Genomic DNA, 25,631 nt, shown 5'->3' on the forward strand with positions numbered 1-25,631 from the left:
TGTGATGTTGTCGTCCGCCGCCAAGCGCGTTCCGCCCATGACCGATCCCAATGATCCGCCGGCAATCGAAATGACCGGGATGAACAAGTGGTACGGGAACTTCCATGTGCTGAAGGACATCGACTTGACAGTCCTTCGCGGCGAAAAGCTGGTGATCTGCGGGCCCTCGGGCTCGGGCAAGTCGACCATGATCCGTTGCATTAACCGGCTGGAGGAGCACCAGCAGGGACAGATCGTCGTCGACGGCGTCGAACTCACCAATGATTTGAAGAAGATAGACCTAATTCGCCGCGACATCGGCATGGTGTTCCAGCATTTCAACCTGTTCCCGCACCTAACCATTCTGGAGAACCTGACGCTGGCGCCGATCTGGGTGCGCAGGATGCGGCGCGCACAAGCCGAGCAGACCGCCATGCATTATCTGGAACGGGTGAAGATTCCGGACCAGGCGCACAAATATCCCGGCCAGCTTTCAGGCGGTCAGCAGCAGCGGGTTGCGATCGCGCGTGCGCTCTGTATGAGCCCGAAAATCATGCTCTTCGACGAGCCGACGTCGGCACTCGATCCGGAAATGGTCAAAGAAGTGCTCGACACGATGGTCGCGCTGGCTGGGGATGGCATGACCATGCTGTGTGTCACGCACGAGATGGGATTTGCCCGCCAGGTCGCCGACCGCGTCGTCTTCATGGACCAGGGCGAGATCGTTGAGATGAACACGCCCTCGGAATTCTTCTCGCATCCGCGTCACCGGCGCAGCAAACTGTTCCTTGCCCAGATCCTGAACTAGCTCGATCGCATAGAGAGAGTTCATCAGCTACGGATCAATGAGCCACCTCTCCGAGATCCCGCACCAAAATGCCCGTGGCAGCGGACCGGCAATGGATCGCCCGCCCTTTGACCATGCCCTGGCAATCTCGAGCACATCTAGAGCCTGGCTCGGCCCGGCAGAACTCACTTCGAGCGAAATTGGAGAAAGCGTGTGGCGTGTTTCACCTGCCTTTCGCCGGGAACAATTTGATGTCGCAAAGTGTTCCCGCGTGAAGAAGGCGAAGGACCGTGAACATGCGCGCAGTCATCATTGGCGCAGGAATCGCCGGACTTGCAGTTGCCAAGGGACTGCGACTCCTCGGATGGGAGACCGAGATTTACGAGCAGGCGAGCGAACTAAAGCCTCTGGGTACGGGCCTCAGTCTTAGCGCTAATGCGCTTCGTGCCCTTCGTGTGCTCGGGCTCTACGAAACGGTTGTTGCCGAGGCGCAGCCGATACACAGACTCGATCTTCTCGACGACGAAGGACAAGTCCTTCAATCGACGGATTTTCAGCGCTTCAGCCAGCGATATGGTCACCTCAGTATGGCCGTGCTGCACCGCGGCGATCTCCATCGGGCGCTTCTTACGGAGCTGCCGCGCTCTGTTATTCGCACCGACATGGAATGCGTGGATGCCCGCCAGGTCGGCGAGAAAATCGTCCTGCACTTCGCGGATGGGGAGATAGTGGAAAGCGAGCTGGTGCTCGCTTGCGATGGCATTCACTCCGCTGTTCGTAGGGCATTCTTTCCAAAGTCGCGCGAGCATTTCGCCCGCTACGCCTGCTGGCGCGCCATCTCGCCCGGTCTCCCCCAGGGAATGGACCCTGCGCGTCTTACCGAGAGCTGGGGGGCCGGCAAACGCATCGGGCTGGCCGCGATTCCCGGCGAAAGGGTCTACTGGTTTGCGTGCTGCGGGGCCGAGCGCCTACACGATCCCAAGCTGGCTCAGGCCGATCTTGCCGGAGTGAAGGCGATGTTTTCCGGCTTTCACGATCCCGTCCCTGAGGTCCTCGATCGGACACCGGCGGACTCGCTGATCTGGACGGATATACTTGATCTCGATCCGATACCCTCGTTTACGCGCGGAAATGCGGTTTTGCTTGGCGACGCCGCGCATGCCGTGACACCCGATCTAGGGCAAGGAGGTGGACTTGCCATGGAAGACGCGGCAGGTTCTTACAGCGTTGTTCGGACGGCTTCCGGCCGACGAGGCCCTCCGCGAATATGACAAGCGCCGCCTCGACAGGGCACGTAGGGTCGCGGCTGAATCACGCCTCTATGCCAAAGTCGCGCAATGGCAGAACCCGCTTGTCGTCCCCCTTCGCAACTTCCTGGTAAAGAGCATACCGGAGCGTTTCATGGATCAGCAGCTCGACGCGGTTCTCGATGTCACGTTTGAACCCGTGAGGTCCGTCGCCTAACGCGGCGATTTGGCGGCAGCACGTCGCCCGGGCAGTCTTCGGCACGGGCCGCCTGATCCCTGCCTATGGTCCTGACAGGCTCGCGCAGTTTTTCCGGATGCTCTTGACCTTCCAGCAGCTGGAAAGAGTATCTCTCTCGTATCAAATACGAGGAGACACGAATGAACATTGGAGCTGCCTCCGAAAAGTCCGGGCTGCCGCCGAAGACGATTCGTTTGCTGTTGCCTTCGCTGCGGCGACGATCCTTCCGTCGCAGTCGGAGGCCGCCCTTGCGGGACTCCCTCTCGCCGGCAATGCTGATTTTTCTCGCCAGCATGGGCAACGTCCTGGGTTCTGCGGCAAACTGGGGGCTTGGTCGAGGGATTGAACGCTTGCGGGATAGGCCCTGGTTTCCCCTGCGTCCTGCGACGCTCAACCGCGCAACGAACTGGTATTGCCGTTATGGAAGATGGTCGCTCTTGTTGAGCAGGATGCGATCATCGGCGATCCGCTGAGCGTGGTCGCTGGGGTTTTGCGCGAGTGGAGCTTTGTCGTAATCGTCGCTCTCGCGAAGGTCTCGCGTTATTTGGTTGTTGCCGGAGCGGTGCTGAGCCTGACGTAAAACCGAAATCGCCGACATCGCAGCGCGGTTGCGTTCATTTGGGCATGAGCCATAAACAGGCCATACAAAAATGTATGAAAAATATTGTGGCGCATGGCGGCTTCGAGCCATACCGTTCTTGCAACGATCCTCACTTTTGGTTGCACTGCAGCAAACTGGTTGAAGGCGGCCTTGACAAATCAGCCGAACAATTGTGGGAAGGGCCGATGAGGACTGTTGGTCGAATCGCGATCCTAGGAAGCGTACCGCTCCGCGCTCTGCTGGCGGTCGTATTCCTGGTCATGTCGGCGCTTCAGCCTGGTCTATTCGCCACAGCCAATGCCACGGGTTTTCACGCCAGCGCGGATCTGCAAGCCGAGACACCTGCACACGACATGAGCCATCACGGCGCCACGGTGAATGAGGCGGATACGTCGGAGCATCAGCACGGCGACAAGCAATCCGCCGACAAGAGCTGTGAAGTGCATTGCGCGCCGGCACATGCGGTGCCAGTCGATTGTCCCGAGTTGGAGCATGTGATCTCCCGCTGCTTTGCGCCCGTCATTGCCGTCACTTTGCCGCTCGGCGAATATAAAGCGCTGATTAGACCCCCAAGATACATCTGAACTGACGCCTCTTTTGAGGGCGTTCGCGCGCAGCGTTGGGAATTCGCTCCCGCGCGGCCAAATGCACACGTCAAGATTCAGGTCTACAATGAAAATCGCAAGCTCCGCGATGCTCGCATCGCTGTTAGTTGCCGGATGCGCGGCAACCACGCCGCCAGACATCCTTCCAGTCTTCAATCCGGCCGATCCCGCAATGGGCGTCCGTGATGCGCGTCACCACCCGGCCGTCGTCGACTATAACCGTCGGGAGCCGGTCGATCCGAAGAATTGGCGGCGTCTTAATGAAGAACTCTCTCCCGCGAACCCGGGGGCCGGATCATGACGCGCCGGTTACTGACCATAGCTGCGGTATTGACTGTCCCGCTGATTGCCAGCGGATGCGTGTCCAGCGGGACCCTTGATGGCATCTCGGCCCCCGTGGCCGGCTTCACGACAGTCGCGGCGCGTGCCGAAGCCGTAACCGGCAACCAAACGGTGTGGGTTCAGTCCAGCGATGAAGCGCGGACGGTCTCGGAGCACGTGAAGCGCCTGGTCCAGAAGGAGACAATCGGTCCAGACACCGCGGTGCAGGTCGCCTTGCTCAACAATAAAGGCCTGCAGGCCGCCTACGCCGAGATCGGCCTGTCGGCGGCCGACATGTGGCAGGAATCGATGCTCGTCAATCCGACGATCTCGGTCGGCATGATCGGCGTCGATCCTGTGCGGACGATCGAAGGAGCGGTGGTCAGCAACATTCTTGCCATGGCGACGCACAAGCGGCGCGTTGCGGTCGCGGATGCCCGTTTCCGTCAGGCCCAGCTCCGCGCCGCCGAGGAAACGCTACGGCTGGCCGCGGACACGCGGCGGGCCTGGATCAACGCTGTCTCGGCCCGTGAGAGCGTTTCCTATTTGAACAAGGCGCAGGCTGCCGCCGATGCTGCTTCTGAACTCGCGCAAAAACTCGGCGAGACGGGTGCCTTCACAAAGACCGGGCAAGCCCGCGAGCACGTTTTTTATGCCGAGATCACCGGTCAGGCGGCGGAGACGCGGCTTGCGGCACGGACCGCCAAGGAAGAGCTCACCCGGCTGATGGGTCTATGGGGACCGGATGTCGATTACTCAATCCCCAACATGCTTCCAGCCCTGCCCAAAGGCGCCAAGGCCAAACGCGCGATCGAGGCGGAGGCGCTAAAAAATCGCGTCGACCTCGAGATCGCGAAACTTGAGCTGGAAGCTCTGGCGAAATCCTACGGTCTGACCGAGGCAACGCGCTATGTCAGCGACCTGGAACTACTTTCCGGCGTGGAGGTGGAACGCGAGGATACGGAGGAGGGCGGAACCGAGACGAGTGTCTCACCCACTCTCGAACTCGAGTTCGTCATTCCGATCTTCGACACCGGCAAGGCGCGCATTCGCAAGGCCGAGCTTGCCTACATGCAAGCCGCAAACCGGATCGCGGAAAAGGCCGTCAATATCCGGTCAGAGGCTAGATCCGCCTATGATGCCTACCGTTCGACCTACGACATTGCCCGGCACTATCGGAACAATGTTGTGCCGCTGCGCACAAAAATCGAGGCGGAAACGGTCCTCACCTACAACGGCATGATCACCAACACGTTCGAGCTGCTGGCGGACACACGCGCGAAAATCAGCTCGATCATGCTTTCCCTCAATGCCAAGCGCAATTTCTGGCTGGCCGACGTCAATCTCGGAACCGCCATCCACGGTGGCGGCACAGGCTCATCTGGAGCCGGCGATGCACCGGCCCCAGCCGAAGCGGGCGCCGAAGGCCACTGAACTCAAGGAGAACAAAATGCTTTCAAGACGTCAGTTGCTAGGCGCGGGAGCCCTGCTCGCAGGCGCCACTGCATGGACCAAAACATCCGCAATGGGGCTGCCCGACGCTCCGCTCATGGACTCTCCAGACATGCAGCCTCCGATTGTCCCGACGAGCGGACCTGACTACCAACCGGTCGTGACGCTCAACGGCTGGACACTCCCTCATCGCTTGAACAACGGTGTGAAGGAGTTCCACCTCGTGGCCGAGCCGGTCGAGCGCGAAATGTCGCCCGGCATGACCGCCTATCTCTGGGGTTACAACGGCCAGTCCCCCGGCCCGACCATAGAAGCGGTTGAAGGCGACCGCGTCCGCATCTTCGTAACAAACAAGCTGCCGGAGCACACGACGATCCACTGGCACGGCATGATCCTGCCCAACGGCATGGACGGCGTCGGTGGCCTCACCCAGCCGCACATCCAGCCTGGCAAGACCTTCGTCTACGAGTTCGACCTCGTGAAGAGCGGCACCTTCATGTACCATCCTCATGCCGACGAGATGGTCCAGATGGCCATGGGCATGATGGGCTTCTTCGTGATCCATCCCAAGGACCCGAAATACATGCGGGTCGACCGGGATTTCGTCTTCCTGCTGAATGCCTACGACATCGAACCGGGATCCTACGTCCCTAAGGTCATGGAGATGACCGACTTCAACCTGTGGTGTTGGAATAGCCGCATTTTTCCGGGAGTCAGTCCCCTGGTAGTGTCAAAGAACGACAGGGTGCGGGTGAGGGTCGGCAATCTGACCATGACCAATCACCCGATCCACATGCATGGCTATGACTTCGAAGTGACCTGCACCGATGGCGGCTGGGTTCGCCCCGAGGCACGCTGGCCGGAGGTGTCGATCGACATTCCGGTCGGAGCGATGCGCGCCTATGAGTTTGAAGCCAAGTATGAGGGCGACTGGGCGATCCACTGCCACAAATCGCACCACACGATGAACGCCATGGGACACGATGTGCCGACCTTCATCGGTGTCGACAAGACAAAGGTGACCGACAAGATCCGAAAGGTTCAGCCCGACTATATGCCGATGGGCAATCGCGGCATGGCCGATATGGGCGAAATGGAAATGCCGCTGCCCGACAACACCATCAAGATGATGGATGGCTGGGGGCAATTCGGCCCCATCGAGATGGGTTCCATGTTCTCAGTCGTCAAGGTTCGCGAGGGGCTCGCCTCGAACGACTACACCGATCCTGGCTGGTACCAGCACCCCGCGGGAACCGTGGCCTATGAGTGGAAGCGGGATGTCCCCGCTCCGACGAAGTCAGGCGACGCAAGAACTATGGCCCCGGCAGCGCACGGTGGTCACGGCAAACAGGGATGAGAACCGAACCTCGCAACCTCAACAATGAGAGAAAGTGCAGCATGAAACGTATGATCGTAGCGGCCGTTTTGACGGCGCTCAGTTCCGGAGCCGCTCTTGCCGGTGGAAGCCACGCCGGAGGCCATGGCGGTAAAGCCGCCACCATGCCGATCGGCAACCCTGGCGAGGCGAGCAAGGCAAAGCGGACTATCAACATCTCGATGTCGGAGAAGGACGATGGAAAAATGTTGTTCCAGCCGGCCGTCCTCAAGGTGAGGAAGGGCGAGACCGTTCGCCTGAAGTTCGTCAACAAAGGCCAAGTCGACCACGAGTTCGTCATGGACGTCCATGAGGGGATCATGGAGCACAAGGCGCTGATGGAGAAGTTCCCCGAGATGGAGCACGCCGATCCCAACGCGATCCGGCTGGCGCCCGGCGCCAGAGGCGAGATCATCTGGACGTTCGCCAATGCCGGCGAATTCGGTTTCGGCTGCCTTGTGCCGGGTCACTACGATTCCGGCATGAAGGGCGACATCAGCGTCGCCAACTGAATTCGAAAACACAAAGGAAGCAGTCATGACACTATTGGTAAAGACACTCTCAACGCTCGCGCTCGTTCTCGCCATCGGCGGGAGCGCGCTTGCGCAGGAATACGTGAAGGGCGAAGTCATCAAGGTCGACGCCAAACAGCAGAAGCTGACGATTAAGCATGGGCCGCTGACCAATCTCGACATGCCAGCGATGACGATGGTGTTCGTCGTCGCCGAGCAGGGCCTGCTCGACAAGGTCAAAACGGGTCAGGCGATCGAGTTCACAGCCGATCGCGTCAACGGACGCATCACGGTCACCGGTATCAAGTAACCCGGCCAGCGTCGCGGGGTGAAAACCAATCCGAAGCGCAACTGACCGCTCTCGCAAGCGATCCCGGCGCGATCGCTTGCGAGGTGATGAGCGCCGCGGATCAGCCTTGTGCTGGATTTGCGGCACAATGAAGGGATACGCCAAATGACGCTACAAGTGGTCAATAGTCGTGAAAGCTGCAAGGCGCTTTCGCTTGCAAACCGTGTTGTCGATCCAGTCTATGGATGTTGAGACAGCAAAACCCACTACCTAGCTGATGGAAAACTGCGTCACCGACCAATGGCGCCGAGCCAGGCAAGGCCCCACTGAGACATCGCTTCGTCCGCATCGCTGACAGAAGCAAAGGATAAAAGGTCATCAACGCTTGGCGCGCCAGGCCAGATGAGAGATTGCTATTATGAAAATTCTTCTAGTCGAAGACGACGAACAAATCAGCCGTTACGTCGAAAATGGACTGAGCTCTTCCGGCCATGTGGTCGATGTCCTGACAGACGGGCGCGATGCTTTGCTTGTCGGACTGCGCGAGCCCTATGACGTCGCAATTGTGGATCGGATGCTGCCAGGCCTCGATGGTTTGTCGCTCGTGCGGGGTCTTCGAGGCGCCGGCGGAAAGGTCCCAGTGATCTTCCTGACGGCGGTGGGCGGTGTCAACGATCGAGTTGAGGGATTGGAGGCAGGTGCGGACGATTACTTGATCAAGCCCTTTGCATTCTCCGAACTCCTGGCTCGGATCAATGCTCTGCAAAGGCGCCCTCCGATCACCCCCGAAAAGGCAAAGCTGAAGGTGGCTGATCTGGAACTGGATCTCTTCAGCCGCCTCGCCACCCGCGGCGGAACGACGATCGAGTTGCTCCCTCGGGAATTCGCGCTGCTTGAACTCCTCATGCGTAACGAGGGCCGCATACTGACGAAGACCATGCTCCTTGAGCGGATCTGGAACTTCAACTTCGACCCGCAAAGCACCGTGGTGGAAACCCATATCAGCCGACTGCGGGCGAAGATCGACAGACCATTCGATGTTCCGCTCCTGCGCAATACACGCAATACCGGCTACTCCATCCATGGCCAACGCTAGTATCGCCAGAAGTACGTCCATCCGACTCGCCGCGTTCTACATCTCCCTGTTTCTGCTCTCGTTTCTGGGAGCCAATTTCGTCGCTTACAACATGGTCGCCGCCTACCTTTACGAGCGGCTGGATTCCCATGTGATGGAGCGATTCCGGGAGATTTCTTTCGCTTATGACGCGAACGGTGTCGATGGCGCTGCTGCCATGATCCGAAGCCATGGTCCGGCAATCAGGGGACAGGAGACGCTTTACGCACTGAAGGATCCCGAAGGCGGCTTCCTGGCTGGCAACATTGATGTTTCCACTGTGCCGCCCGGATTTTCCACGCGCGCACCGACAAGCCACGAGGCGGCGCCCAATAACTACAGGCTCTACCGGAAGAACCTGGACGGCTACGACCTGACCGTCGGGGTAAGCTATGACGACACAAATCGCTTGCGCAGCATTGCGCTTATCAGCTTCGGCTGGGCAACGGCGATCGTGCTTGCTGGAGGTCTCGGCGCGGGCGCAGTTTTGGCGTTCCGCACGCGACGGCGCATCGCCAGACTCTCGGATGCGATGAAGTCCGTTGGCGCCGGCGATCTCGCTACCCGCTTGCCGGTCTCCTTACGCACCGATGACATCGACGTGCTGGCAACTGAGGTCAACGTCGCGCTGGCACAGCTACAGGCTAGTGTCGCGGCGATGACGCAGGTAACGACCGACATCGCTCACGACCTCAAGACGCCGGTCGGCCGGCTGTTTCTAACGCTTGAGGCTGCTTCCGAAAGCAAAGACCAAACGACCACGAGATCCCTTGTCGAAAAAGCGATGAGCGAAGTCTCGCATATAGCAGGCACCTTCGAGGGCTTGCTGCGCATCTCGCAGATCGAGTCCGGCGCCCGCCGTTCTCGATTTGCGAAGGTGAACATTTCGGAACTGGTCGCCGAAATCTACGATATCTATAGTCACATCGTGGAAGACGCCGAGCGTTCGCTGGTTCAGTCCAATGACAGCCGAAACACGGCCTCATTTATATGGGGCGATGCCGATCTGCTGAAGCAGATGTGCGTGAACCTTATCGTCAACGCAATGCGCCACACACAACGAGGATCTCGGATTGCGATCGGTGTCACGACGCAGGCGAATCGCTGCGCAATCGTCGTCAGCGACAACGGACCGGGCATCCCGGCGGCGGAGCGGCAGAAGGTGTTCAAACGCTTCTATCGCTTAGAAAAGAGCCGGACCACCGAAGGGACAGGGCTCGGCCTCAGCCTGGTCAAGGCGATATCGGACATGCATGGCGCGACAATTTCCCTGAAGGACAATAGCCCCGGCTTAATTGTGGAAACAGAGTTCCCCCGTAACCATAATTGAGATCAGTCACTTAGACGGATGTTCATATCACTTGAGACGAAATTATAAAAAAGGCAAACCAGCCGGCAGTGCTGCCAGCTGGTTTGCCCTGCACTGGCTCCGTGGGAAGATGCGGAACTGCGGTGTTGGTCCTGCTACCGGCCCGCCCAACTGGCGCGCTGGCGGGGGCTCCCGCCCTGCCACGATGAGGGGCTCACAGCTTCGACTCGGTTATAGGGGGAATCGGTCTTCTCGATATCGCCATTGTCGAGCACTTGGGAAGATATGTCGGGGTTGGATGCCGATTTCGTGGTTTCGCCCGTCGATCCATGGCCGTGCAAGACCTCGCCGATGCGCGGGCTTGTCGAGTTCGTGCCGCTGTTGGCGACACCGGTCGTTGCGGCGAAGACAATCAATGCATATCCGATAGTGTGTTTCATGGTTCAGTCCTCTTGTCGAAAGTGAGCGTTCCAACGCTCAGCAACAACAGGCTATCGGGTCGAATTCACGGGCACCTTCGCTCCGATTTACATTTTTGTGATTCTCATGCGTGGCCATGACAAAAGCAAAGTCCGGAAGGTCAGCTTATGAAATGGCACATGCTGCTGGCTGACACAGTTTCTTTGCGGGGATGCATGTCTATCCAATTATCCAATGATGCTTCAAAGGCAAAAGGGCGCGCGCGGAACCAGACATCAATGAAAACGAATGTTTGACTGTCGCGTCTGCTTGAGGCGCTGGGAGATTGCCGCACACGGGGTTGCCTGGGTCGTCCACTATTCCGTTCCTGAGAGATCTGCATCGAGGTCGACAACCACCCGCGGGTGGCCACGAGCCATACGCAAGCCTTACAAAAATGTATGAAAAATGTTGTGGCGCATGGTGTCGTCGAGCAATAGCGTTCTTGCAACGGCCTTCGCTCGCGAGTGCGCGAACCTCGGTTTGAAACAAGATCCTAGCATCGTCGGAGATGTCGCTCGACACCCCGTCGGCGCCATGTGGATGTTGAGCTCGATACCAGAAAAGCGAGAAACTGGCATCGATGGCCACAAGTCGCATTACACGATCCAACGTGGTGGATCACGATGTGCCGACGGTGTTCGGCCTCGATAAGTCGAACGTCACCGACAAGGTACGGCGGGTCCGGCCCGAATACATGGCTCCGGCAGCGCACGGCAAACAGGGATGAGAACCGAACCTCGCAACCTCAACAATGAGAGAAAGTGCAGCATGAAACGTATGATCGTAGCGGCCGTTTTGACGGCGCTCAGTTCCGGAGCCGCTCTTGCCGGTGGAAGCCACGCCGGAGGCCATGGCGGTAAAGCCGCCACCATGCCGATCGGCAACCCTGGCGAGGCGAGCAAGGCAAAGCGGACTATCAACATCTCGATGTCGGAGAAGGACGATGGAAAAATGTTGTTCCAGCCGGCCGTCCTCAAGGTGAGGAAGGGCGAGACCGTTCGCCTGAAGTTCGTCAACAAAGGCCAAGTCGACCACGAGTTCGTCATGGACGTCCATGAGGGGATCATGGAGCACAAGGCGCTGATGGAGAAGTTCCCCGAGATGGAGCACGCCGATCCCAACGCGATCCGGCTGGCGCCCGGCGCCAGAGGCGAGATCATCTGGACGTTCGCCAATGCCGGCGAATTCGGTTTCGGCTGCCTTGTGCCGGGTCACTACGATTCCGGCATGAAGGGCGACATCAGCGTCGCCAACTGAATTCGAAAACACAAAGGAAGCAGTCATGACACTATTGGTAAAGACACTCTCAACGCTCGCGCTCGTTCTCGCCATCGGCGGGAGCGCGCTTGCGCAGGAATACGTGAAGGGCGAAGTCATCAAGGTCGACGCCAAACAGCAGAAGCTGACGATTAAGCATGGGCCGCTGACCAATCTCGACATGCCAGCGATGACGATGGTGTTCGTCGTCGCCGAGCAGGGCCTGCTCGACAAGGTCAAAACGGGTCAGGCGATCGAGTTCACAGCCGATCGCGTCAACGGACGCATCACGGTCACCGGTATCAAGTAACCCGGTCGAGCAATGCCATGGGTACGGAAGTCAGGATGAAGGTGCCGGGCAGAAAATCCTCCAGAGATTTTCTTTCCAGTCGTCACGTGCGGAGCGGCTCAGAGGCATCTCTATGGGATATTTTCGCGCACCTACGCTCACATATGCCGGATAGTTACAGCGAACTTGTGCACGGTGCCTGCCGCCATCTTCATACCTGATGGCGCCGTTCGCGTCCGTCTCGACTAGGCCAATAGCGACGTCAAAGTCATAGTCCCCATATAGCGAGACATTGTTGTTCACGACGCTGAGCTGGACCGACGTGGCATCTGGAAAACTAGCTGTGTAAAAGATCAGCTGCTCCGCCGCCATCGAGGGCGGAGTCACCAACACGCCGGCAAATAGTGCAATGGCGCGCATTTTCCTCCTTCCAAGGTTCCAAGGTCAGACTATCACCTCTCGCGTCAATGTTCGAATCGAATGTCCATGTCGGCGTTGGCGGAGACGTTCAGAGGCTGGATAGTCCTCGTCGCCTGCAGCGCACAAGGCGGCTGGCAGGCTCATTATGCGGGTGCTAAGCACAATGTCTTTGCGCGGCGATAGACTCCGCAAGAACAAACTACTTGTTCTTGCATGGCCTTAAAGAGATCATAGCATGAGTAGAAGCGTTGGCGATCCTAGGCTTTGTGAGCGGTTTCACAAGAAGATCAGGAGACACTATCGACCGGTCCCGTGGTAGCAAAGCTCGACCTCAACGGCCGATATGCGGCGCATGCCCGCTCGTCAGCCTTGGGCTGATTGCGACAGGTTGGCTTTAGGCGGGGACGACACATGAGAGCTGGCCGACATTCAGGTCATCACGACGATGTCGTGACCTGACCCGAGGCATCGTTGCTACTCACCGGAGGGACGCCGCGAGAGGACTAAAAAGAAGACGTTCAAACATAATCCGTCGAAGTGCCGTCTCGCCATAAATGTCGTCCTTTGTTGTCCACCCGCCAGTTCCCGCTGGTTGCCGCCTTTCCCATCGACTTTGCCGTTCCGACACTAGCTATTGAGAGTATTGGACATCGCGCTCCGCGACGGTCACGCCGTCCGTGACCCTGTCGCTCGGGTGCAGTACCACGCGATCGCCTGGGGCAAGGCCCAACAGAACCTCCGCCGTACGGCTGTTTCGCTGACCGATCTTGATGATAGATACCCGTGTATGGCCGTCCCTTACCGCGAATACCGCCCAGTCGTCTCCTTGTCGGAACAGGGCAGCCACCGGGACGGCCAGGATGTCATCGCCCTTCCAGATCGTGACATGCACGATCACGCGGTAATCATGTCCTAGCCCCGACCACTTCGCCGGAGGGTCGGTGAAGTCGATCGTCGTGCGGACCCGTTGTTCCTCGATGCCAAGGGCTGAAACCTTGGTGAAGCCCGCCGGATCGACGCGGGAGACGCGGCCCTGGACCGGCAGTCCACCCCAGTTGTCGATCCAGACCGGCGCGCCTTGCTTTATGCGGACAGCGTCGGTCGACAACAGGTCCGCGACGATTTCGAGATCGAGCGGGTCGCCGATTTCGATCAGCGGTGCACCGGCTTGGACTACCCCTTCGCTCTCCTGAATGATCTTCAGCACGCTGCCTGCCACGGGAGCGCGCAACTGTATGCAGCAGGCGGGATCTGGCTCCGGCGCGGTTCCCGACTGCTCACCAAGCCGGGCTGCAACGCTGTTACGCTCGTTTCGGCGGACCTCGAGTTGGGCTTTCGCACTGGCAAGCGCTGCTTCATTGGTCTCAACGTCGAATTTGGCTGTGTCGAGAACCTTTAGGGAGATCGCTTCTGTGCGCGCCAGCGCCTCCGCCCGCCCCAACTCCGTTCTCGAAAATACAAGCGCAGCCTCGATCCGGCGCATTTCGGCTGCCGCAAGGTTTACCGTCGCATCGGCCGCAGCCAGCGCCGCCAGCAGTTCCTCGTGGGTGCGCGCATCGTGAAAGCTCGGCAGTGTCGGCTGCATCACAGCCACGACGGTTTCGTCCTTGGTGACCTGATCTCCCACGTGACGCGGCGGAGAGATGCGCAGGACTTTGCCGGCGATGGGAGCCGACACTGTATAGACGTGGCGCACGCGCGTTTTCGCTTCGTCGTCGATCGTGACTTCCATGGAACCTTTCGTCACCGTTGCAAGATCCACTGCAATCGGCCGCGGCCATGCGAACCAGACGGCGCTGGCGCCCAAGATGGTCAACGCTGCAATGCCCAACGTTCGCTTCATCCAGATCGTGCGCATGGTTCAATCTCGTGTCTTGAGAACGGTGACAAGGTCCAGCTCGTTGAGCCTTCGGCGAACGACGAGCGCAGAAAGCACGGCCGCGGCGATCACAATCGTGCTGGCGAAGACGTAGGTGGGTTGCTCGACGATCAGGCGCACCCGCATCAGTTCGCCGGCCAGGTTCTTCTGCATAATCCAGGCAAGACCATAGCCAATGAGCCATCCAGGCGGCTGCGCGATCAATGTGAGCAGGGCGAGTTCCAATAGGAGGATGCGCAACACTTCACCCCGGGTGAAGCCAAGGACGCGCAAGCTGGCCAACTCCCGCGCCCGTTCGGAAAGCGAGATCCGGGCGCTGTTGTAGACGACACCGAACGCTATGACGGCAGCCAGCCCGGTGTAGATGCTGGCCATTGTCGTGATCAGCAAGGCAACCAGTTTGCGGAAATTCGCAAGCGAGACGCGCTGCAAAGCCAGGCCACCGACAATCGGCATGTCCTTGATGGCAGCATAGAACGCTTCACGGCTGGTCTGGTCGAGGCTGACATTGACGCTGTTCAGTGACGGCGCTTCGCGCATCAGGCGCGCGAGCGTGTCTGAATCCATCATCCCGCGGATGCCGAAGTAGTCTTCGACCCGGGCTGCCACAGGGACGACAACGGTCCGCCTTGTTCCTTCCAGCAAGTCGAGCTCGACGGGATCGCCAACCCTCACTCCCAGGATACTCGCAAGCATGCTCGAAATCGCCAGACCCCCTTCTGGCAGGCCGACCGGCCGCAGGTCGACATCAATGATGCGGTTGAGATCGGCGTTACGCGGCCTGCCGCTGATCATGATGCGGCGCTGAACGTTGCCGTTCCTTATGCGGACGGGGACCTCGCGGTACGGCTCCGCGGCGAGAACGCCCGGAAGCCGTGCTATCTGAAGGACGACGTCGAGCGGGCGTCTTTCCACGAAACTGACGGTGGCGTCCTGTCGGTCGGCCAGGAAATACGTCACGTCGATCAGGTGCTCCATCGCATCGCCCGTGAAAAGGGAAACGATCAGGATGGCTGTCGCCAGTGCAATTCCGAGCGTCGTGAACAACGACCTGACTGGATGACGAGTGATGTTGCGCAACATCATCGTGGTCGGCTGCGACATCAACCTGTCGACTTTGAAGCTCGCAGGCAGCAGTCTGCGATAGCGCTGGGGCGCCGGCGCCTGCATCGCGACGGCAGGCGCCAATCGCACGACCTCGCGAAGCGCGCGCACCGCCCCGATGATTGCAGCCGCCAGACTGAGGAAGGCGGCGATGACGTAGAGGTCCGGGCTCTTTGTGAAGACGAGGAACGGAAAGTGGAAAAAGTCGCCGAACAGACCGGTGATGCGCATCCCCAGCCAAGTGCCCGCTGCGCTGCCGATTACAATGCCGATCATCACGATGACGGTGATGAATTTGAGGTAGTGCATGACGATGCTGGCGTTGTTGTATCCCAGCGCCTTCATGAGCCCGATCTGCTCGCGTTCCAGAGCTACGAGCCGGCTCAGTGTGAGATTGACCAGGAATGCCGACACCAAAAGGAAAATCGGCGGCAGCGTCCGACTCATGTTGTTGAGCATATCGAGTTCGTGGTTCAGCCAGGCGTGCGAAGTCTGGTCCTTGCGCCCGTAGGCCGCTCGTCCGCCATAGCGCTCAAGCAGGGCGTCGAGGCGCATCATGACCTCACTCTCGGACGCGCCCCGCAGCAGCTTCAACGACACGGACGAGAACGCATCATCGAGATCGTAGGCGCTGGCGAGCGCTTTTTCCGACATCCAGATGAGGCCGAAGCGGCGATCGTCCGGCATGATGTCGCCTGGCCCGACCGCGTAGATGAACTCGGGAGACAGCGCGATCCCGACAATCGTCAATTCACGTTTCCGGCCGTTCAATATTGCCGAGAATCGGGCCCCGGGCTGAAAGCCGTGGGACAAGGCAAAGCCCTCGTTGACGACGACCTCTTCGGCGCGTCCGGGCTCCGGCATGCGACCAACACGCATGTAGAGCAGGTTGAGCGAAGCCTCCTGGGTTTCGGGCAGGGATATGACTTCACCTGTCGCCGGCTCCAGATAACCCGATATGTCAAGCAGCACGAGCTTGGCAATTCGTGTGTCGACCGAAGCAACGCCGGGAATCTCGGCAATCCGGTCGACAAGCGTTTTTGGCGCGCGGCTTACCGAAGCAAAGACGTCGGCGAAGCGGTAGCGTTCGTAGTAGGCAGTGCGCGTCTCGTCGAGGGAACGGTAGGATCCGACGGCGAGGATGAGCGTCGCCACGCCTCCGGCAATGACGAGGGCGATGGCAAGCGCTTGTGCCCAGAGCCGCCCGAAGTCGCGGAGGAGCTTGATGTCCAGCGCGCCCATCCTGTTCACCAGACAAGTTCCGCAGCAGTCCGGCGAACCTCGTTTTTGCGGATTCTGGAGATCTGCCCGTCGGCGAAAAACAGCACGCGGTCGGCGACATCCTGGATGCTGGCGTTGTGCGTGATGATGAGTGTCGTGGTGCCAAGCTGGGCATTGATGCCGAGCAGTGCCTCGATTACCCGGATGCCTGTCTTGGAATCCAGCGCGCCTGTCGGCTCGTCGCAAAGCAACACGTCCGGGCGCTTGGCGATGGCACGGGCAATGGCCACGCGTTGCTGTTCGCCACCGGACAATTGAGCCGGGAAATGGTGCATCCTCGGTTCAAGCCCGACTAGCGCCAAAGCCTCCTCCGGGCGCATCGGATGATCGGAAATCTCCGTGACGAGAGCGACATTTTCATAAGCGGTCAGGCTGGGGATCAGGTTGTAGAACTGGAAAACGAACCCGACGTGCTGCCGCCGATAGGCAGTCAGCCCCCGATCATCGAGGTTGGTCAGTACCTGGTCCCTGAAGAACAACTGGCCGCTCGTGGCGTGGTCAAGCCCGCCCATGATGTTGAGCAGGGTCGACTTCCCGCTGCCCGACGGTCCAAGCAGAACGACCATCTCTCCCGCCGCGATCTCAAGATCCAGCTTACGCAACGCAAGCACTTGCGTCTCGCCCGACGTGTAGGTTTTGGTCAGCGCTCTTGCGGTGAAGACAGTATCAGCCATGGCCGCCAGGGATCGCATGTTCGAGGCACTTGTCGCGTCGGCGCAGACATCAATCCGCGAGGTCGCATGGCACAGTCACCCGTCGAGGTGAGCGCGACATTGATACAAATCAAAACCGCTTCGGGGGCGGTCATGTGTTCCGGTAGCCGCTCGACATGTTGTGGGAGCAGTCGAGTCGCCCGCACCGGTCGGTTCGGAACCGGCATTGACTTGCCTCAAAGAGGTCGGCGGCATTTACGGTACGATGCCGCCGATTGGCGCTCGGGCGCCTGTTCACTTGAACTGAGCCAAGGATGAGGCAGATGAAAGCAAAGGATGTAATGAGTCCAAACATTGTTGCCGTGTCGCCTGACCACAGCGTAAGACATGCAGCGCGGATCATGCTGGATCATCGCATCAGCGGCATGCCTGTCGTCGATGACGAAGGCCGCCTGGCTGGAATTGTGAGCGAGGGTGATTTCCTGCGCAGGTCAGAACTGGGTGCCCCAGTATTTCCGATAGGTGCACCGCGCAGCTATGTGAAGGGCCACAGCTGGAAAGTGGCGGATCTGATGACCTCGGATGTCATCGTGGCGGACGAGGAAACCCCGATAGCGCGAATTGTTGCGCTGATGCAGGAGCACGGCATAAAGCGCATTCCGGTGATGAGAGGACAGCGTCTGGTCGGCGTCGTCAGCCGCGCCGATCTTCTGCGCGTCGTCGTTGCGACGAGGTTTGACCACGCTACGGCGGCAGGTGACGATGCGATCCGGCGCAGCATTCTTACACGGCTGCGAGAGGACGCAGGGGTCGAAGCAGACGCGTTAACGCTTATGGTGACTGATGGCCTGGTGCATTTTTCGGGTGCGGTCAGATCGCAGAGTGAACGGGATGCTGTGCGCGTGGTTGCCGAAGGCGTCAGGGGCGTCAAAGGTGTGTTCGACCATCTGTGTCTGGCGCATCCGTGAACAGCGGGGGGGAACGCACCGCGATGCGAGCGCATTCTCCCGAGACCAACAGCGTCGCGAACACCTCAGCCATGCAAGACGATCTTGCGGCCCTGCAGCGGGAGACATTCGATTACTTCATCCATGAGGCGAACCCCGCCAACGGTCTCATCGTGGACAAGACCGAGGCGAATTGGCCGGCAAGCATCGCGGCCACCGGCCTTGCGCTGGCATGCTATCCAGTGGGCGTCGAGCGCGGGTTCATGACGCGAGCCGCGGCTGTTGAACGCACTTTGACAACGTTGCGCTTCTTCTGGAACAGTCCACAGGGCCTGGAACCGGACGCCACGGGATATCGCGGCTTCTTCTACCACTTCCTGGATATGCAGACCGGCCGACGGGCCTGGCAATGCGAGTTGTCGACCATCGACAGCACGTTGCTGCTGGCTGGCGCGCTGGCTGCAGGGCAGTATTTCGACGAAGAGACCGAGGCCGAAGCCGAGATCCGCGGCTTAGCGGAAGCGCTCTACCACCGGGCCGACTGGCGCTGGGCACAGGACGGGGGAGACACCGTAACCCATGGCTGGACTCCTGAGCACGGGTTCCTGAAATATCGCTGGCAAGGCTACGACGAAGCGCTCTTGCTCTATGTCCTGGGACTAGGTTCGCCGACACACCCTTTGCCCCCGAGCAGCTACACTGCGTGGACCGCGACCTTCCGATGGGAGACCTGTTACGGCTACGATTACCTCTATGCGGGACCGCTGTTCATCCACCAGCTCTCGCACGTATGGATCGATTTTCGTGGCGTGCAGGATGCCTTCATGCGCTGCAAAGGAAGCGACTATTTCGAAAACAGCCGACGCGCCACCTTCGTCCAGCAGCGCTACGCCGTGGACAATCCGCGTGGATTCGAGGGTTATGGCGAAAACTGCTGGGGCATCACCGCAAGCGAGGGTCCCGGCCCTTCGACACTCAACTTGAACGGCATCGAGCGCCGGTTCGAGGGCTATGTCGGGCGCGGTGTTCCTTATGGTCCCGACGATGGCACGCTCGCCCCGTGGGCTGTCGCGGCATCCTTGCCGTTTGCTCCTGAAATCGTCCGACCGGCGATCAGCTTCTGCATCCACCAGGCCAAGCTCAAGGCCGCCAAGGCCTATGGCTTCAAGGCGGCCTTCAACCCGACGCATCCGGGGACATTCGGCAACGCCTTTGGATGGTGGGTTTCGCCTTGGCACTTCGGCCTCAACGAAGGCCCGGTTGTCCTGATGATCGAGAACGACCGCAGCGGCCTCTTGTGGCTGCTGATGCGCTCGTGCCGGTACATCCGCAGCGGCTTGCAACGGGCGGGGTTCGAGGGCGGCTGGTTGAGGGAGCTTGAACCAGGTCCGGCACCAACTGCTTGATCGGCTTGGCCGCGGGCGAATGAACAAAGCCCTGAAACAGGGGAGCGTCGTAGTCACGACCTTTCCTTTGGCGAAGCGTTCCCGGACAATTCGGCGCCGGCCCCGGCCAGCAAACCGCTATGGAAATCACGTTCGACGGATGCGGGATCGAATCCGTGCTCGCGACCTTATTGGCACCGGCCGCCAATAGCTGCGGCTAGGTGCCTTGGATAACGAAGCAGGAAATGAAGCCACAAAATATCGCAAATTGATTCCAGTCTATGACAGTATTCCACGGCATGGGGTTTGGGGCGCTGTTCATGCTGGCGTTTTCGGCGGCGCTTGCCGAACTTTATCGAATGTCTGCGCCTGGAGCCCCATCCATCCCAAGCGCCAGAGAACACAATCTGCTTTTGCTTTATCTCTCGATAATGGTCTTCCTTGCCTGGGGTGCGGTGCTGTCGGGTGCCTAGATAGTGTATCCGTGCTATCGATCGGCGGTGCCCCCAGGGGTTACCGATTTGGCGGACTATCCAAAATTTCTGCTGACCTCCAACCCGAAGACATCCGCGTGGCATAGCTTGGGGATGGAGTGGAAAGAACACGTGGCTTGGCTTGCGCCAATTGCCATGACGATGGTCGCCTATGTCTTCGCCAAATACGGACCGGCTTTGGCCAGGCAGAAAGAAATCCGCACGGCCGTCATCGGCTTCGCGGTTGTTGCCTTCGTGGCGGCTGGTGTAGCGGGTGCTTTCGGGGCGTTTCTCAACAAATACGCCCCGGTTCGTGGTGGCGCGATGATTGAAATCATCGCCGGTGAACAGGAGGGCGAATAGTCATGGCCAATATCAAGCCTATCAGGCCTGACGAGATTCCCAACGGTCCCGGTGCGGCCGCCATCCTGGCCGCTGGAATTGGATCTGCCGCTATGGGGATATTCGCCTTGGCCGGCGATGCCTTTACATCACTCAACCACTTTTTCACGTTTTATACACCAACCGGCGCCTTGTCCGGCGTCTCGACCAGCGCAGTCATCGTCTGGTTGATTGCCTGGTTTATCCTTTCGCGCAGGTGGGCCCAAAGAACGTGGAAATGACAAAGGTCCTTTCTGTGTCCTTCGCGTTGCTGGCGGTAGGCGTATTGCTAACGTTCCCGCCTGTCATGGACCTCATCCAGGGCAGGTAGAGAAGAAACTTCCTTGAGTTGGGCGCGGGCATGGTCCATCGAAAGCGGCCAAGTTCGCGCGATCTATAGCTTCCCCTTGCCACCGGCACACGTTCGCGATCATCGGCGCCGATCGAAATGTCGAGCTGAGAATTCAAAGGCTGAAAACGATCGGCCCGGCGCAATCCACTGTCAGCCAGGTGCTTGCGTTCCGTGCAACGCGTCAATCTACCGGAAAACAGCCTATTCTATTGCCTCCCGGCCCGAAATTTCTTCTACGAGAATCCGGAAGAAAACGTGCGGTGTGCTGTCTGACACGGGAGGTGTGATCGGCCTGAGCGCGCCAGGCTCCCACCAGTCCGTGTGCTTGCTCAACACTGCCCATGCATGACCGCGTTGAAACTCGTGGCCGGTCCGGTCACTCAGTTCTTCAAAGCGGCCGTCGACAATGACGCTTCTCCATCCGCGTCCTTGGCCGTGTTCCTCGACCTGGGCGCACACCAAGGGATTGGCTCTCATCCACTCGATCTTCTTGCCTAGCAAGGAAAACGCGTAGAGGTGAGTGTCAGCGTAGGCGTAGTTGAAACACACGACGTAGGGTTGCCCGTCCTTCGCGCATGCCAAGTGGCCAATACGATTGGCCGCTAGCAACTTCGTACATTCCAGTGAAGACAGCGTGCGGATCAGCATCGATGCGATCTCCTGTTTTTTGTATTTCACATCCTGGCAGCCGCACTCGCAATGACGTGGATCAAACTGCTGCGTCCGCTCGGTCGGCAGGGCTCGACCGCGCCTCGGAATGTGCGCGCGCGAATGGCAGCGGCAGCTTCAGGCTTGCAATCGCGGCGAGGCCCATTGCTGCGGCAGCGGCGAAGAAGGCGGCGCCTTCCAGCCCGGGGAACCCCGAACAGCAGGCCGGCGGCCGCGGAGTCCACTAACGCCCGAGGCTGACCGCTGCCGACTCGATGCCGAGTTCCATACCTTGGCGTCGTGCACTGATGCGCGACACCCAGTAGGCGGGCAGCGGGCTGATCACGCCGGCCGAAGCCGAAACAACGGAAACCGCAAACAGCATTTCTGTGAGCCCGGCAAGTATCGGCACAACCGCCAGACCCATCGCCATCACCAGGAAGGCAGGAGCCACAAGCAGCCTCGCCGCTGCCGGGCTGACGAGCGGCGAGAAGACAAGTCCCTGGACCGCGAACATGACAACGCTACATGTTGCGAACATGAGGCCGAGCGCGGCGAACATGCGGTTCCAGTTCGTTTGCTGCGGCTTCATATGCGGGCGCCATCATCTTGCAGGGCCCGCACCATGGCGCCCAGACATCCACGACAACGGGAAGGGTGCCTCGCTTGAGCTGACGATCGAACGTTCGTGCATCGACGTCCTCGGGGTGGCCTGAGAACAGCTTTTTCCCGCACTTTCCGCATTTTGCGTTTTTGGCATCGCGCGCTGGCGGCAGTCGATTGATTCCGCGCATTTGCTGCACACCACCAGATTTTCCTGCGCCATCGCCCTTCACCACTGGTATACATGCGCCACAGAGTGCCTATCCCCAAGCTGGCTCGGACTTCCAATGTTTTTTTGCGCGATGGACGAATTGGCGTGAAAACGGATTGCACGGCACAATCCACAGCGGCTGTGCGCCCGCGCTGTTCGGAACGGGAAGCACGCTATTCCTTTGCTTCCCGACCCGATGCCTGCTTGATAACGATCCTGAAGAAAACATGCGGAGTGCTGTCCGAAACAGGAGGCGTAACCGGCTTCAGAGCGCCAGGCTCCCACCAGTCGACGTGCTTGCTCAACACCGACCACGCATGGTCGCGCTGAACTTTGTAGCCGATCCGATCAGGCAGTTCTTCATAGACACCATCGACAACCACGCTTCTCCATGCCCGCCCTTGGCCGCGTTCGTCGACCTGGACGCACACCAGCGGATTGGCACGCATCCAGTCGACCTTTTTGCCCCGCATGGAAAATGCATAGAGGTGATTGTCGGCGTGGGCATAGTAGAATGGCACGACGTAGGGGTGTCCATCCTTAGCGCATGCCAAGTGGCCGACCCGGTTGGCCGTCAGCAATTTTGTACATTCCAAAGCAGAAAGCGTGCGGATCAGCATCGGCGCGATCTCCTGTTTTTCGTGACAGCACGGTGTCGCCGGTGCTCCATCGACTCTGGTATTCGGCATCGCGGATCGTAGCCCTGCCGCCAGGGAGGTCATTGATCACGATCAAGGAGTCGGTCGGCCGACAGATGAATCGACAACCATGGCTAGGCCCGCCGGGGACTCGCATGGCGGCCCACGTCAGTGTCAGCGTCCATACCGGAGTGGGGATTTGGAAAATGATCCAGATCAAGGCGGGGCCTGCTGCTCCCACCCATCATAGGGGATGATGTGGAAGCCGATCTCAAGCGCTCCGTTCGATCGTGAGCTGGAACTGGCCGTCCTCGACGAGGACGGCGAACATGCGCTTGTCTTTCCTTGCATCAAGGAGCGGGAAGGCTGGAAGAACGCCGCCACCCGCGCACGCATCGACGTTCACCCGACCCACTGGCGAGACTGGGTGCCGGATGCGATCCCGGCAAACAACCACAGGTCTCTTACTGACTCGCTTTAACGTTTGGACTCCACAACCAAAGCCATGCGCACGAGATGCGACAGACTGCTCGCGGCCATCTTGCTCATGACATTGGCGCGATGGATCTCGACCGTGCGCGGGCTGATGCCGAGGTCATAGGCAATCGTCTTGTTCGGCAGGCCGGACACAAGGCCGTCCAGCACTTGTCGCTCCCGCTCCGACAGGGCCGCCAGACGACCACGGATTTCCACGCCTTGTGGGTGTGTCGCCTCCGTCCGATTGCGACTGTCCAATGCGGAGCGGATCGCTTCGATCAGCACCTCGTCGTCAAACGGCTTTTCGATGAAGTCGGCGGCACCTTCCTTCATCGCCTGAACAGCGAGGGCCACATCGGCATGACCCGTCATGACGATGACCGGAAGCGTATGCCCGCGGCTCCGGAGCTGTCGCAGGAACTCGATGCCGTCAATGCCCGGCATGCGCACATCGGTCACAATGCAGCCGTCGAGATTGCCCGTGGCCGTAGCCAGAAAAGCTGTCGCCGATTCGTACAGGCGCACGGCGAAATCAGCCGTCGCCAAGAGAAAACCAAGCGATTTGCGAACGTCGACGTCGTCGTCGACCACGTGCACCAGATGGTTACCGGTCATCGGCGACCTCTTCCTTCTCCACGATGCGCAAGGTGAACCGGAACGCGGTTCCTCCAGTCGGTATTGCCTCGGCCCAGATGTGGCCACCATGCGACTCAACGATGGTACGGCAAATAGAGAGGCCGACGCCCATGCCCTGTTTCTTGGTGGTGACAAATGGCTGGAAAAGCTGGGCGGAGACTTCCGGCGCGAGACCAGTGCCGGTGTCGATCACGCTTACCTCTGCCATGCCGTCGTCACGGGCCGCGGTTATGACTTGCAACTCGCGGCGTGGCACGCCTTGCATGGCTTCTATCGCGTTGCGCATCAAGTTGAGCAGAACCTGCTGAATCTGGATGCGGTCGGTCAAGACCAGTTCGGCGGCGGGATCAAGGTTGTAGCTGACGCGGACATCTATTTCTCTTGCGCCGACCAGGGCCAGTGACGAGGCTTCCTTGATAATCGCCGGCAGCCGTTCGACCTGGCGCTCGCTCTCGCCTCTTGCGACGAAGTCCCGAAGGTGGCGAATGACGTCTCCGGCCCTCAAGGCCTGTTCCGCTGCCTTTTCGACGGCCTCCCTCAGCATCGGCGCGTTATCTTCCATGCTTTTTTCGAGAAGCCGCCGGCTGCCTTTAAGGTAGTTCGTAATGGCGGTGAGCGGCTGGTTGATCTCGTGGGCAAGTGTCGAGGCCATTTCGCCGAGCGCAGTAAACCGCGCCATGTGGAGAAGCTCCAGCTGCTGCTCCTGTATTCTTGCCTCCGCCCGGTGGCGTTCGGTCAAGTCGCGGCAGAAGCCGGTAAAGAAGCGCCCGGTTCCCGGATGCATCTCGCCGACAGAGAGTTCCATCGGAAAGGTCGAGCCGTCCTTGCGCATTCCAGTGACGATGCGACCGAGCCCGATGATCCGGCGCTCCCCTGTCGCCAAATAGCGGTGAAGATAGGCATCATGCTCTTCGCGGTAGGGCGACGGCATCAGCAGATTGACATTCTGGCCGATGACTTCGCTGGACTGGTAGCCGAACAGCGTTTCGGCAGCCGTGCTAAAGGATTGAATACGGCCTTGTTCGTCGATGACCACCATTGCATCGGGCACTGTCGCCAGGATCGAACGCAAATGATCTTCGCGCAGTCGAAGTGCGGCGTTTGCATAGGAGAGTTCGCTGACGTCGGTGCCTTCGACGAAGATCGCAGTGATGCGACCATCGTCAGCCTTGATGGGCTGATATACGAAATCGAGGATGCGTTCATCGACCGGCTCGCCGTCCTTGTTGCGAAGGGCGACCTTCACGCCTTGACCTCTGTAGGGCTTGCCCGTTTCGTATACTTGGTCCAGCAGTTCATAGAATCCTTGGCCTTCGAGCTCGGGCAGGGCCTCGCGTACCGACCTTCCTATCACTTGCCTGTGGCCAATCAGACGTTGATAGGCGGCATTGGTCAGCTCGAAGACATGACCCGGCTCACGCATCAAGGTCATGAAACCAGGGGCCTGCTCGAACATCTGGGAGAGCCGGTCGTGTTCGGCCGCGACCCGCCCTTCGGCGCGAACGCCGGTCGACAGGTCACGTGTTTGTTTGTCGTCCAAATCAAGTCCTTTGATCAGGGAACCCGCAACGCAGTCTAACTATCATTCATCGCTCTTTCTGCACACGCAAAAACCGGCGTAGTCAGAGGTTCGGGATCCGGTGAGTAGTGTCATTTGACACGCATCAAGGCGTCGAGTGCCGGCGGATGCACTTCATCATAGCATC

The 25,631-nt window shown here is 59.5% G+C and carries 29 protein-coding genes and 2 pseudogenes; 20 read left to right on the forward strand and 11 right to left on the reverse strand.

Features of this window, described 5'->3' with window-relative positions; all coding sequences use genetic code 11:
* Positions 1 to 4 precede the first annotated feature (4 nt).
* The 11 genes and pseudogenes from NKJ91_RS10850 (at position 5) to NKJ91_RS10900 (ending at position 9,850) form a co-directional block, all read left to right on the forward strand.
* A complete protein-coding gene (locus tag NKJ91_RS10850; protein WP_352455528.1) occupies positions 5 to 787 on the forward strand; it encodes an amino acid ABC transporter ATP-binding protein in 783 nt (260 codons plus the stop codon).
* Between the two features lie 275 nt (positions 788 to 1,062).
* Positions 1,063 to 2,037 carry an FAD-dependent monooxygenase gene (locus tag NKJ91_RS10855; RefSeq protein ID WP_352455529.1) on the forward strand — a complete coding sequence of 325 codons (975 nt, stop codon included), beginning with the start codon at positions 1,063 to 1,065 and terminating at the stop codon, positions 2,035 to 2,037.
* 434 nt (positions 2,038 to 2,471) lie between these two features.
* A pseudogene (locus NKJ91_RS10860) lies at positions 2,472 to 2,831 on the forward strand (YqaA family protein).
* Between the two features lie 44 nt (positions 2,832 to 2,875).
* On the forward strand, positions 2,876 to 3,436 hold the full coding sequence (locus tag NKJ91_RS10865) for a hypothetical protein (protein WP_352455530.1): 561 nt from the start codon (positions 2,876 to 2,878) through the stop codon (positions 3,434 to 3,436).
* Between the two features lie 88 nt (positions 3,437 to 3,524).
* Positions 3,525 to 3,758 (forward strand): hypothetical protein, encoded by a 234-nt coding sequence (locus tag NKJ91_RS10870; RefSeq protein WP_352455531.1) that lies wholly within the window; start codon positions 3,525 to 3,527, stop codon positions 3,756 to 3,758.
* Positions 3,755 to 5,212, forward strand: coding sequence for a TolC family protein (locus NKJ91_RS10875; protein WP_352455532.1), 1,458 nt, complete (start codon positions 3,755 to 3,757; stop codon positions 5,210 to 5,212). Before NKJ91_RS10870 ends, NKJ91_RS10875 begins: the two co-directional genes overlap by 4 nt.
* A gap of 16 nt (positions 5,213 to 5,228) precedes the next feature.
* A complete protein-coding gene (locus NKJ91_RS10880; RefSeq protein WP_352455533.1) occupies positions 5,229 to 6,587 on the forward strand; it encodes a multicopper oxidase family protein in 1,359 nt (452 codons plus the stop codon).
* Between the two features lie 41 nt (positions 6,588 to 6,628).
* Positions 6,629 to 7,117 carry a cupredoxin domain-containing protein gene (locus NKJ91_RS10885; RefSeq protein ID WP_352455534.1) on the forward strand — a complete coding sequence of 163 codons (489 nt, stop codon included), beginning with the start codon at positions 6,629 to 6,631 and terminating at the stop codon, positions 7,115 to 7,117.
* 25 nt (positions 7,118 to 7,142) lie between these two features.
* Positions 7,143 to 7,427 carry a copper-binding protein gene (locus NKJ91_RS10890; RefSeq protein ID WP_352455535.1) on the forward strand — a complete coding sequence of 95 codons (285 nt, stop codon included), beginning with the start codon at positions 7,143 to 7,145 and terminating at the stop codon, positions 7,425 to 7,427.
* A gap of 397 nt (positions 7,428 to 7,824) precedes the next feature.
* Positions 7,825 to 8,502, forward strand: coding sequence for a response regulator (locus tag NKJ91_RS10895; RefSeq protein WP_352455536.1), 678 nt, complete (start codon positions 7,825 to 7,827; stop codon positions 8,500 to 8,502).
* Positions 8,489 to 9,850: a sensor histidine kinase gene (locus NKJ91_RS10900; protein ID WP_352455537.1), complete on the forward strand. Its 1,362-nt coding sequence runs from the start codon at positions 8,489 to 8,491 to the stop codon at positions 9,848 to 9,850. Before NKJ91_RS10895 ends, NKJ91_RS10900 begins: the two co-directional genes overlap by 14 nt.
* 134 nt (positions 9,851 to 9,984) lie before the next feature.
* Here the strand turns inward: NKJ91_RS10900 and NKJ91_RS10905 are convergent, their stop codons facing one another.
* Entirely contained in the window at positions 9,985 to 10,269 is a 285-nt protein-coding gene (locus NKJ91_RS10905) for a hypothetical protein (RefSeq protein ID WP_352455538.1), read from the reverse strand.
* A 602-nt stretch (positions 10,270 to 10,871) separates the two neighbouring features.
* On the opposite strand from NKJ91_RS10905, the gene NKJ91_RS10910 reads away from it, so the two are divergent.
* From NKJ91_RS10910 to NKJ91_RS10920, 3 genes are read left to right on the forward strand one after another with little or no spacing between them, the layout of a single operon-like run.
* The gene (locus NKJ91_RS10910; protein WP_352455539.1) at positions 10,872 to 11,018 is read left to right on the forward strand and encodes a hypothetical protein; all 147 of its coding nucleotides are present in this window, start codon (positions 10,872 to 10,874) and stop codon (positions 11,016 to 11,018) included.
* A gap of 41 nt (positions 11,019 to 11,059) precedes the next feature.
* On the forward strand, positions 11,060 to 11,548 hold the full coding sequence (locus NKJ91_RS10915; protein WP_352455534.1) for a cupredoxin domain-containing protein: 489 nt from the start codon (positions 11,060 to 11,062) through the stop codon (positions 11,546 to 11,548).
* Positions 11,549 to 11,573: 25 nt separating this feature from the next.
* Complete coding sequence (locus NKJ91_RS10920; RefSeq protein WP_352455535.1) at positions 11,574 to 11,858, forward strand: copper-binding protein; 285 nt, start codon at positions 11,574 to 11,576, stop codon at positions 11,856 to 11,858.
* Between the two features lie 30 nt (positions 11,859 to 11,888).
* Here NKJ91_RS10920 and NKJ91_RS10925 read toward each other — a convergent pair whose 3' ends face one another.
* The 4 genes from NKJ91_RS10925 to NKJ91_RS10940 all read right to left on the reverse strand — a co-directional run bounded on the left by NKJ91_RS10925 (position 11,889) and on the right by NKJ91_RS10940 (position 17,195).
* Positions 11,889 to 12,257: a hypothetical protein gene (locus NKJ91_RS10925; RefSeq protein ID WP_352455540.1), complete on the reverse strand. Its 369-nt coding sequence runs from the start codon at positions 12,255 to 12,257 to the stop codon at positions 11,889 to 11,891.
* Positions 12,258 to 12,888: 631 nt separating this feature from the next.
* Positions 12,889 to 14,115, reverse strand: coding sequence for an efflux RND transporter periplasmic adaptor subunit (locus NKJ91_RS10930; protein ID WP_352455541.1), 1,227 nt, complete (start codon positions 14,113 to 14,115; stop codon positions 12,889 to 12,891).
* 3 nt (positions 14,116 to 14,118) lie between these two features.
* Entirely contained in the window at positions 14,119 to 16,482 is a 2,364-nt protein-coding gene (locus NKJ91_RS10935) for an ABC transporter permease (RefSeq protein ID WP_352455628.1), read from the reverse strand.
* Between the two features lie 5 nt (positions 16,483 to 16,487).
* Positions 16,488 to 17,195: an ABC transporter ATP-binding protein gene (locus NKJ91_RS10940; protein WP_352455542.1), complete on the reverse strand. Its 708-nt coding sequence runs from the start codon at positions 17,193 to 17,195 to the stop codon at positions 16,488 to 16,490.
* 302 nt (positions 17,196 to 17,497) lie between these two features.
* Between NKJ91_RS10940 and NKJ91_RS10945 the strand changes: the two genes are divergently transcribed.
* The 5 genes from NKJ91_RS10945 to NKJ91_RS10965 all read left to right on the forward strand — a co-directional run bounded on the left by NKJ91_RS10945 (position 17,498) and on the right by NKJ91_RS10965 (position 20,602).
* On the forward strand, positions 17,498 to 18,142 hold the full coding sequence (locus NKJ91_RS10945; RefSeq protein WP_352455543.1) for a CBS domain-containing protein: 645 nt from the start codon (positions 17,498 to 17,500) through the stop codon (positions 18,140 to 18,142).
* A gap of 23 nt (positions 18,143 to 18,165) precedes the next feature.
* Positions 18,166 to 19,527, forward strand: coding sequence for a glucoamylase family protein (locus NKJ91_RS10950; RefSeq protein WP_352455544.1), 1,362 nt, complete (start codon positions 18,166 to 18,168; stop codon positions 19,525 to 19,527).
* A gap of 260 nt (positions 19,528 to 19,787) precedes the next feature.
* A complete protein-coding gene (locus NKJ91_RS10955) occupies positions 19,788 to 19,979 on the forward strand; it encodes a hypothetical protein (RefSeq protein WP_352455545.1) in 192 nt (63 codons plus the stop codon).
* A gap of 48 nt (positions 19,980 to 20,027) precedes the next feature.
* Positions 20,028 to 20,342: a hypothetical protein gene (locus NKJ91_RS10960; RefSeq protein ID WP_352455546.1), complete on the forward strand. Its 315-nt coding sequence runs from the start codon at positions 20,028 to 20,030 to the stop codon at positions 20,340 to 20,342.
* 2 nt (positions 20,343 to 20,344) lie between these two features.
* On the forward strand, positions 20,345 to 20,602 hold the full coding sequence (locus NKJ91_RS10965) for a hypothetical protein (RefSeq protein ID WP_352455547.1): 258 nt from the start codon (positions 20,345 to 20,347) through the stop codon (positions 20,600 to 20,602).
* A gap of 311 nt (positions 20,603 to 20,913) precedes the next feature.
* On the opposite strand, the gene NKJ91_RS10970 is transcribed toward NKJ91_RS10965, so the two are convergent.
* The 4 genes and pseudogenes from NKJ91_RS10970 to NKJ91_RS10985 form a co-directional block, all read right to left on the reverse strand.
* Positions 20,914 to 21,360: a pyridoxamine 5'-phosphate oxidase family protein gene (locus NKJ91_RS10970; RefSeq protein ID WP_352455548.1), complete on the reverse strand. Its 447-nt coding sequence runs from the start codon at positions 21,358 to 21,360 to the stop codon at positions 20,914 to 20,916.
* Between the two features lie 244 nt (positions 21,361 to 21,604).
* Positions 21,605 to 21,952, reverse strand: coding sequence for a hypothetical protein (locus NKJ91_RS10975; protein ID WP_352455639.1), 348 nt, complete (start codon positions 21,950 to 21,952; stop codon positions 21,605 to 21,607).
* Positions 21,915 to 22,186 (reverse strand): annotated as a pseudogene (locus tag NKJ91_RS10980) (thioredoxin domain-containing protein); the annotation flags it as partial. The pseudogene NKJ91_RS10980 and the gene NKJ91_RS10975, both read right to left, overlap by 38 nt.
* Before the next feature lie 161 nt (positions 22,187 to 22,347).
* The gene (locus NKJ91_RS10985; RefSeq protein WP_352455549.1) at positions 22,348 to 22,794 is read right to left on the reverse strand and encodes a pyridoxamine 5'-phosphate oxidase family protein; all 447 of its coding nucleotides are present in this window, start codon (positions 22,792 to 22,794) and stop codon (positions 22,348 to 22,350) included.
* Between the two features lie 274 nt (positions 22,795 to 23,068).
* Between NKJ91_RS10985 and NKJ91_RS10990 the strand changes: the two genes are divergently transcribed.
* Positions 23,069 to 23,293, forward strand: coding sequence for a hypothetical protein (locus tag NKJ91_RS10990; protein WP_352455550.1), 225 nt, complete (start codon positions 23,069 to 23,071; stop codon positions 23,291 to 23,293).
* Here the strand turns inward: NKJ91_RS10990 and fixJ are convergent.
* Positions 23,290 to 23,904, reverse strand: a complete 615-nt coding sequence (gene fixJ, locus NKJ91_RS10995) for a response regulator FixJ (protein WP_352455551.1) — start codon at positions 23,902 to 23,904, stop codon at positions 23,290 to 23,292. The genes NKJ91_RS10990 and fixJ overlap by 4 nt on opposite strands.
* On the reverse strand, positions 23,894 to 25,381 hold the full coding sequence (locus tag NKJ91_RS11000; protein ID WP_352455629.1) for a PAS domain S-box protein: 1,488 nt from the start codon (positions 25,379 to 25,381) through the stop codon (positions 23,894 to 23,896). The genes fixJ and NKJ91_RS11000 overlap by 11 nt, the downstream gene beginning before the upstream one ends.
* Positions 25,382 to 25,631 lie beyond the last annotated feature (250 nt).

The organism is Mesorhizobium sp. M0040 (assembly GCF_040323505.1).
Taxonomy (GTDB): Bacteria; Pseudomonadota; Alphaproteobacteria; order Rhizobiales; family Rhizobiaceae; genus Mesorhizobium.

Bases quoted from the DNA above. Each gene is read 5' to 3' on its own strand.
- NKJ91_RS10990 (WP_352455550.1), top strand. From the start codon at position 23,069: ATGTGGAAGCCGATCTCAAGCGCTCCGTTCGATCGTGAGCTGGAACTG.
- NKJ91_RS10985 (WP_352455549.1), bottom strand. From the start codon at position 22,794: ATGCTGATCCGCACGCTTTCTGCTTTGGAATGTACAAAATTGCTGACG.
- fixJ (WP_352455551.1), bottom strand. From the start codon at position 23,904: ATGACCGGTAACCATCTGGTGCACGTGGTCGACGACGACGTCGACGTT.
- NKJ91_RS11000 (WP_352455629.1), bottom strand. From the start codon at position 25,381: ATGTTCGAGCAGGCCCCTGGTTTCATGACCTTGATGCGTGAGCCGGGT.
- NKJ91_RS10935 (WP_352455628.1), bottom strand. From the start codon at position 16,482: ATGGGCGCGCTGGACATCAAGCTCCTCCGCGACTTCGGGCGGCTCTGG.
- NKJ91_RS10920 (WP_352455535.1), top strand. From the start codon at position 11,574: ATGACACTATTGGTAAAGACACTCTCAACGCTCGCGCTCGTTCTCGCC.
- NKJ91_RS10975 (WP_352455639.1), bottom strand. From the start codon at position 21,952: ATGAAGCCGCAGCAAACGAACTGGAACCGCATGTTCGCCGCGCTCGGC.
- NKJ91_RS10900 (WP_352455537.1), top strand. From the start codon at position 8,489: ATGGCCAACGCTAGTATCGCCAGAAGTACGTCCATCCGACTCGCCGCG.
- NKJ91_RS10925 (WP_352455540.1), bottom strand. From the start codon at position 12,257: ATGCGCGCCATTGCACTATTTGCCGGCGTGTTGGTGACTCCGCCCTCG.
- NKJ91_RS10850 (WP_352455528.1), top strand. From the start codon at position 5: ATGTTGTCGTCCGCCGCCAAGCGCGTTCCGCCCATGACCGATCCCAAT.
- NKJ91_RS10890 (WP_352455535.1), top strand. From the start codon at position 7,143: ATGACACTATTGGTAAAGACACTCTCAACGCTCGCGCTCGTTCTCGCC.
- NKJ91_RS10880 (WP_352455533.1), top strand. From the start codon at position 5,229: ATGCTTTCAAGACGTCAGTTGCTAGGCGCGGGAGCCCTGCTCGCAGGC.
- NKJ91_RS10870 (WP_352455531.1), top strand. From the start codon at position 3,525: ATGAAAATCGCAAGCTCCGCGATGCTCGCATCGCTGTTAGTTGCCGGA.
- NKJ91_RS10905 (WP_352455538.1), bottom strand. From the start codon at position 10,269: ATGAAACACACTATCGGATATGCATTGATTGTCTTCGCCGCAACGACC.
- NKJ91_RS10940 (WP_352455542.1), bottom strand. From the start codon at position 17,195: ATGGCTGATACTGTCTTCACCGCAAGAGCGCTGACCAAAACCTACACG.
- NKJ91_RS10910 (WP_352455539.1), top strand. From the start codon at position 10,872: ATGGCCACAAGTCGCATTACACGATCCAACGTGGTGGATCACGATGTG.
- NKJ91_RS10930 (WP_352455541.1), bottom strand. From the start codon at position 14,115: ATGCGCACGATCTGGATGAAGCGAACGTTGGGCATTGCAGCGTTGACC.
- NKJ91_RS10895 (WP_352455536.1), top strand. From the start codon at position 7,825: ATGAAAATTCTTCTAGTCGAAGACGACGAACAAATCAGCCGTTACGTC.
- NKJ91_RS10955 (WP_352455545.1), top strand. From the start codon at position 19,788: ATGACAGTATTCCACGGCATGGGGTTTGGGGCGCTGTTCATGCTGGCG.
- NKJ91_RS10885 (WP_352455534.1), top strand. From the start codon at position 6,629: ATGAAACGTATGATCGTAGCGGCCGTTTTGACGGCGCTCAGTTCCGGA.
- NKJ91_RS10855 (WP_352455529.1), top strand. From the start codon at position 1,063: ATGCGCGCAGTCATCATTGGCGCAGGAATCGCCGGACTTGCAGTTGCC.
- NKJ91_RS10970 (WP_352455548.1), bottom strand. From the start codon at position 21,360: ATGCTGATCCGCACGCTGTCTTCACTGGAATGTACGAAGTTGCTAGCG.
- NKJ91_RS10950 (WP_352455544.1), top strand. From the start codon at position 18,166: ATGCGAGCGCATTCTCCCGAGACCAACAGCGTCGCGAACACCTCAGCC.
- NKJ91_RS10945 (WP_352455543.1), top strand. From the start codon at position 17,498: ATGAAAGCAAAGGATGTAATGAGTCCAAACATTGTTGCCGTGTCGCCT.
- NKJ91_RS10875 (WP_352455532.1), top strand. From the start codon at position 3,755: ATGACGCGCCGGTTACTGACCATAGCTGCGGTATTGACTGTCCCGCTG.
- NKJ91_RS10915 (WP_352455534.1), top strand. From the start codon at position 11,060: ATGAAACGTATGATCGTAGCGGCCGTTTTGACGGCGCTCAGTTCCGGA.
- NKJ91_RS10965 (WP_352455547.1), top strand. From the start codon at position 20,345: ATGGCCAATATCAAGCCTATCAGGCCTGACGAGATTCCCAACGGTCCC.
- NKJ91_RS10865 (WP_352455530.1), top strand. From the start codon at position 2,876: ATGAGCCATAAACAGGCCATACAAAAATGTATGAAAAATATTGTGGCG.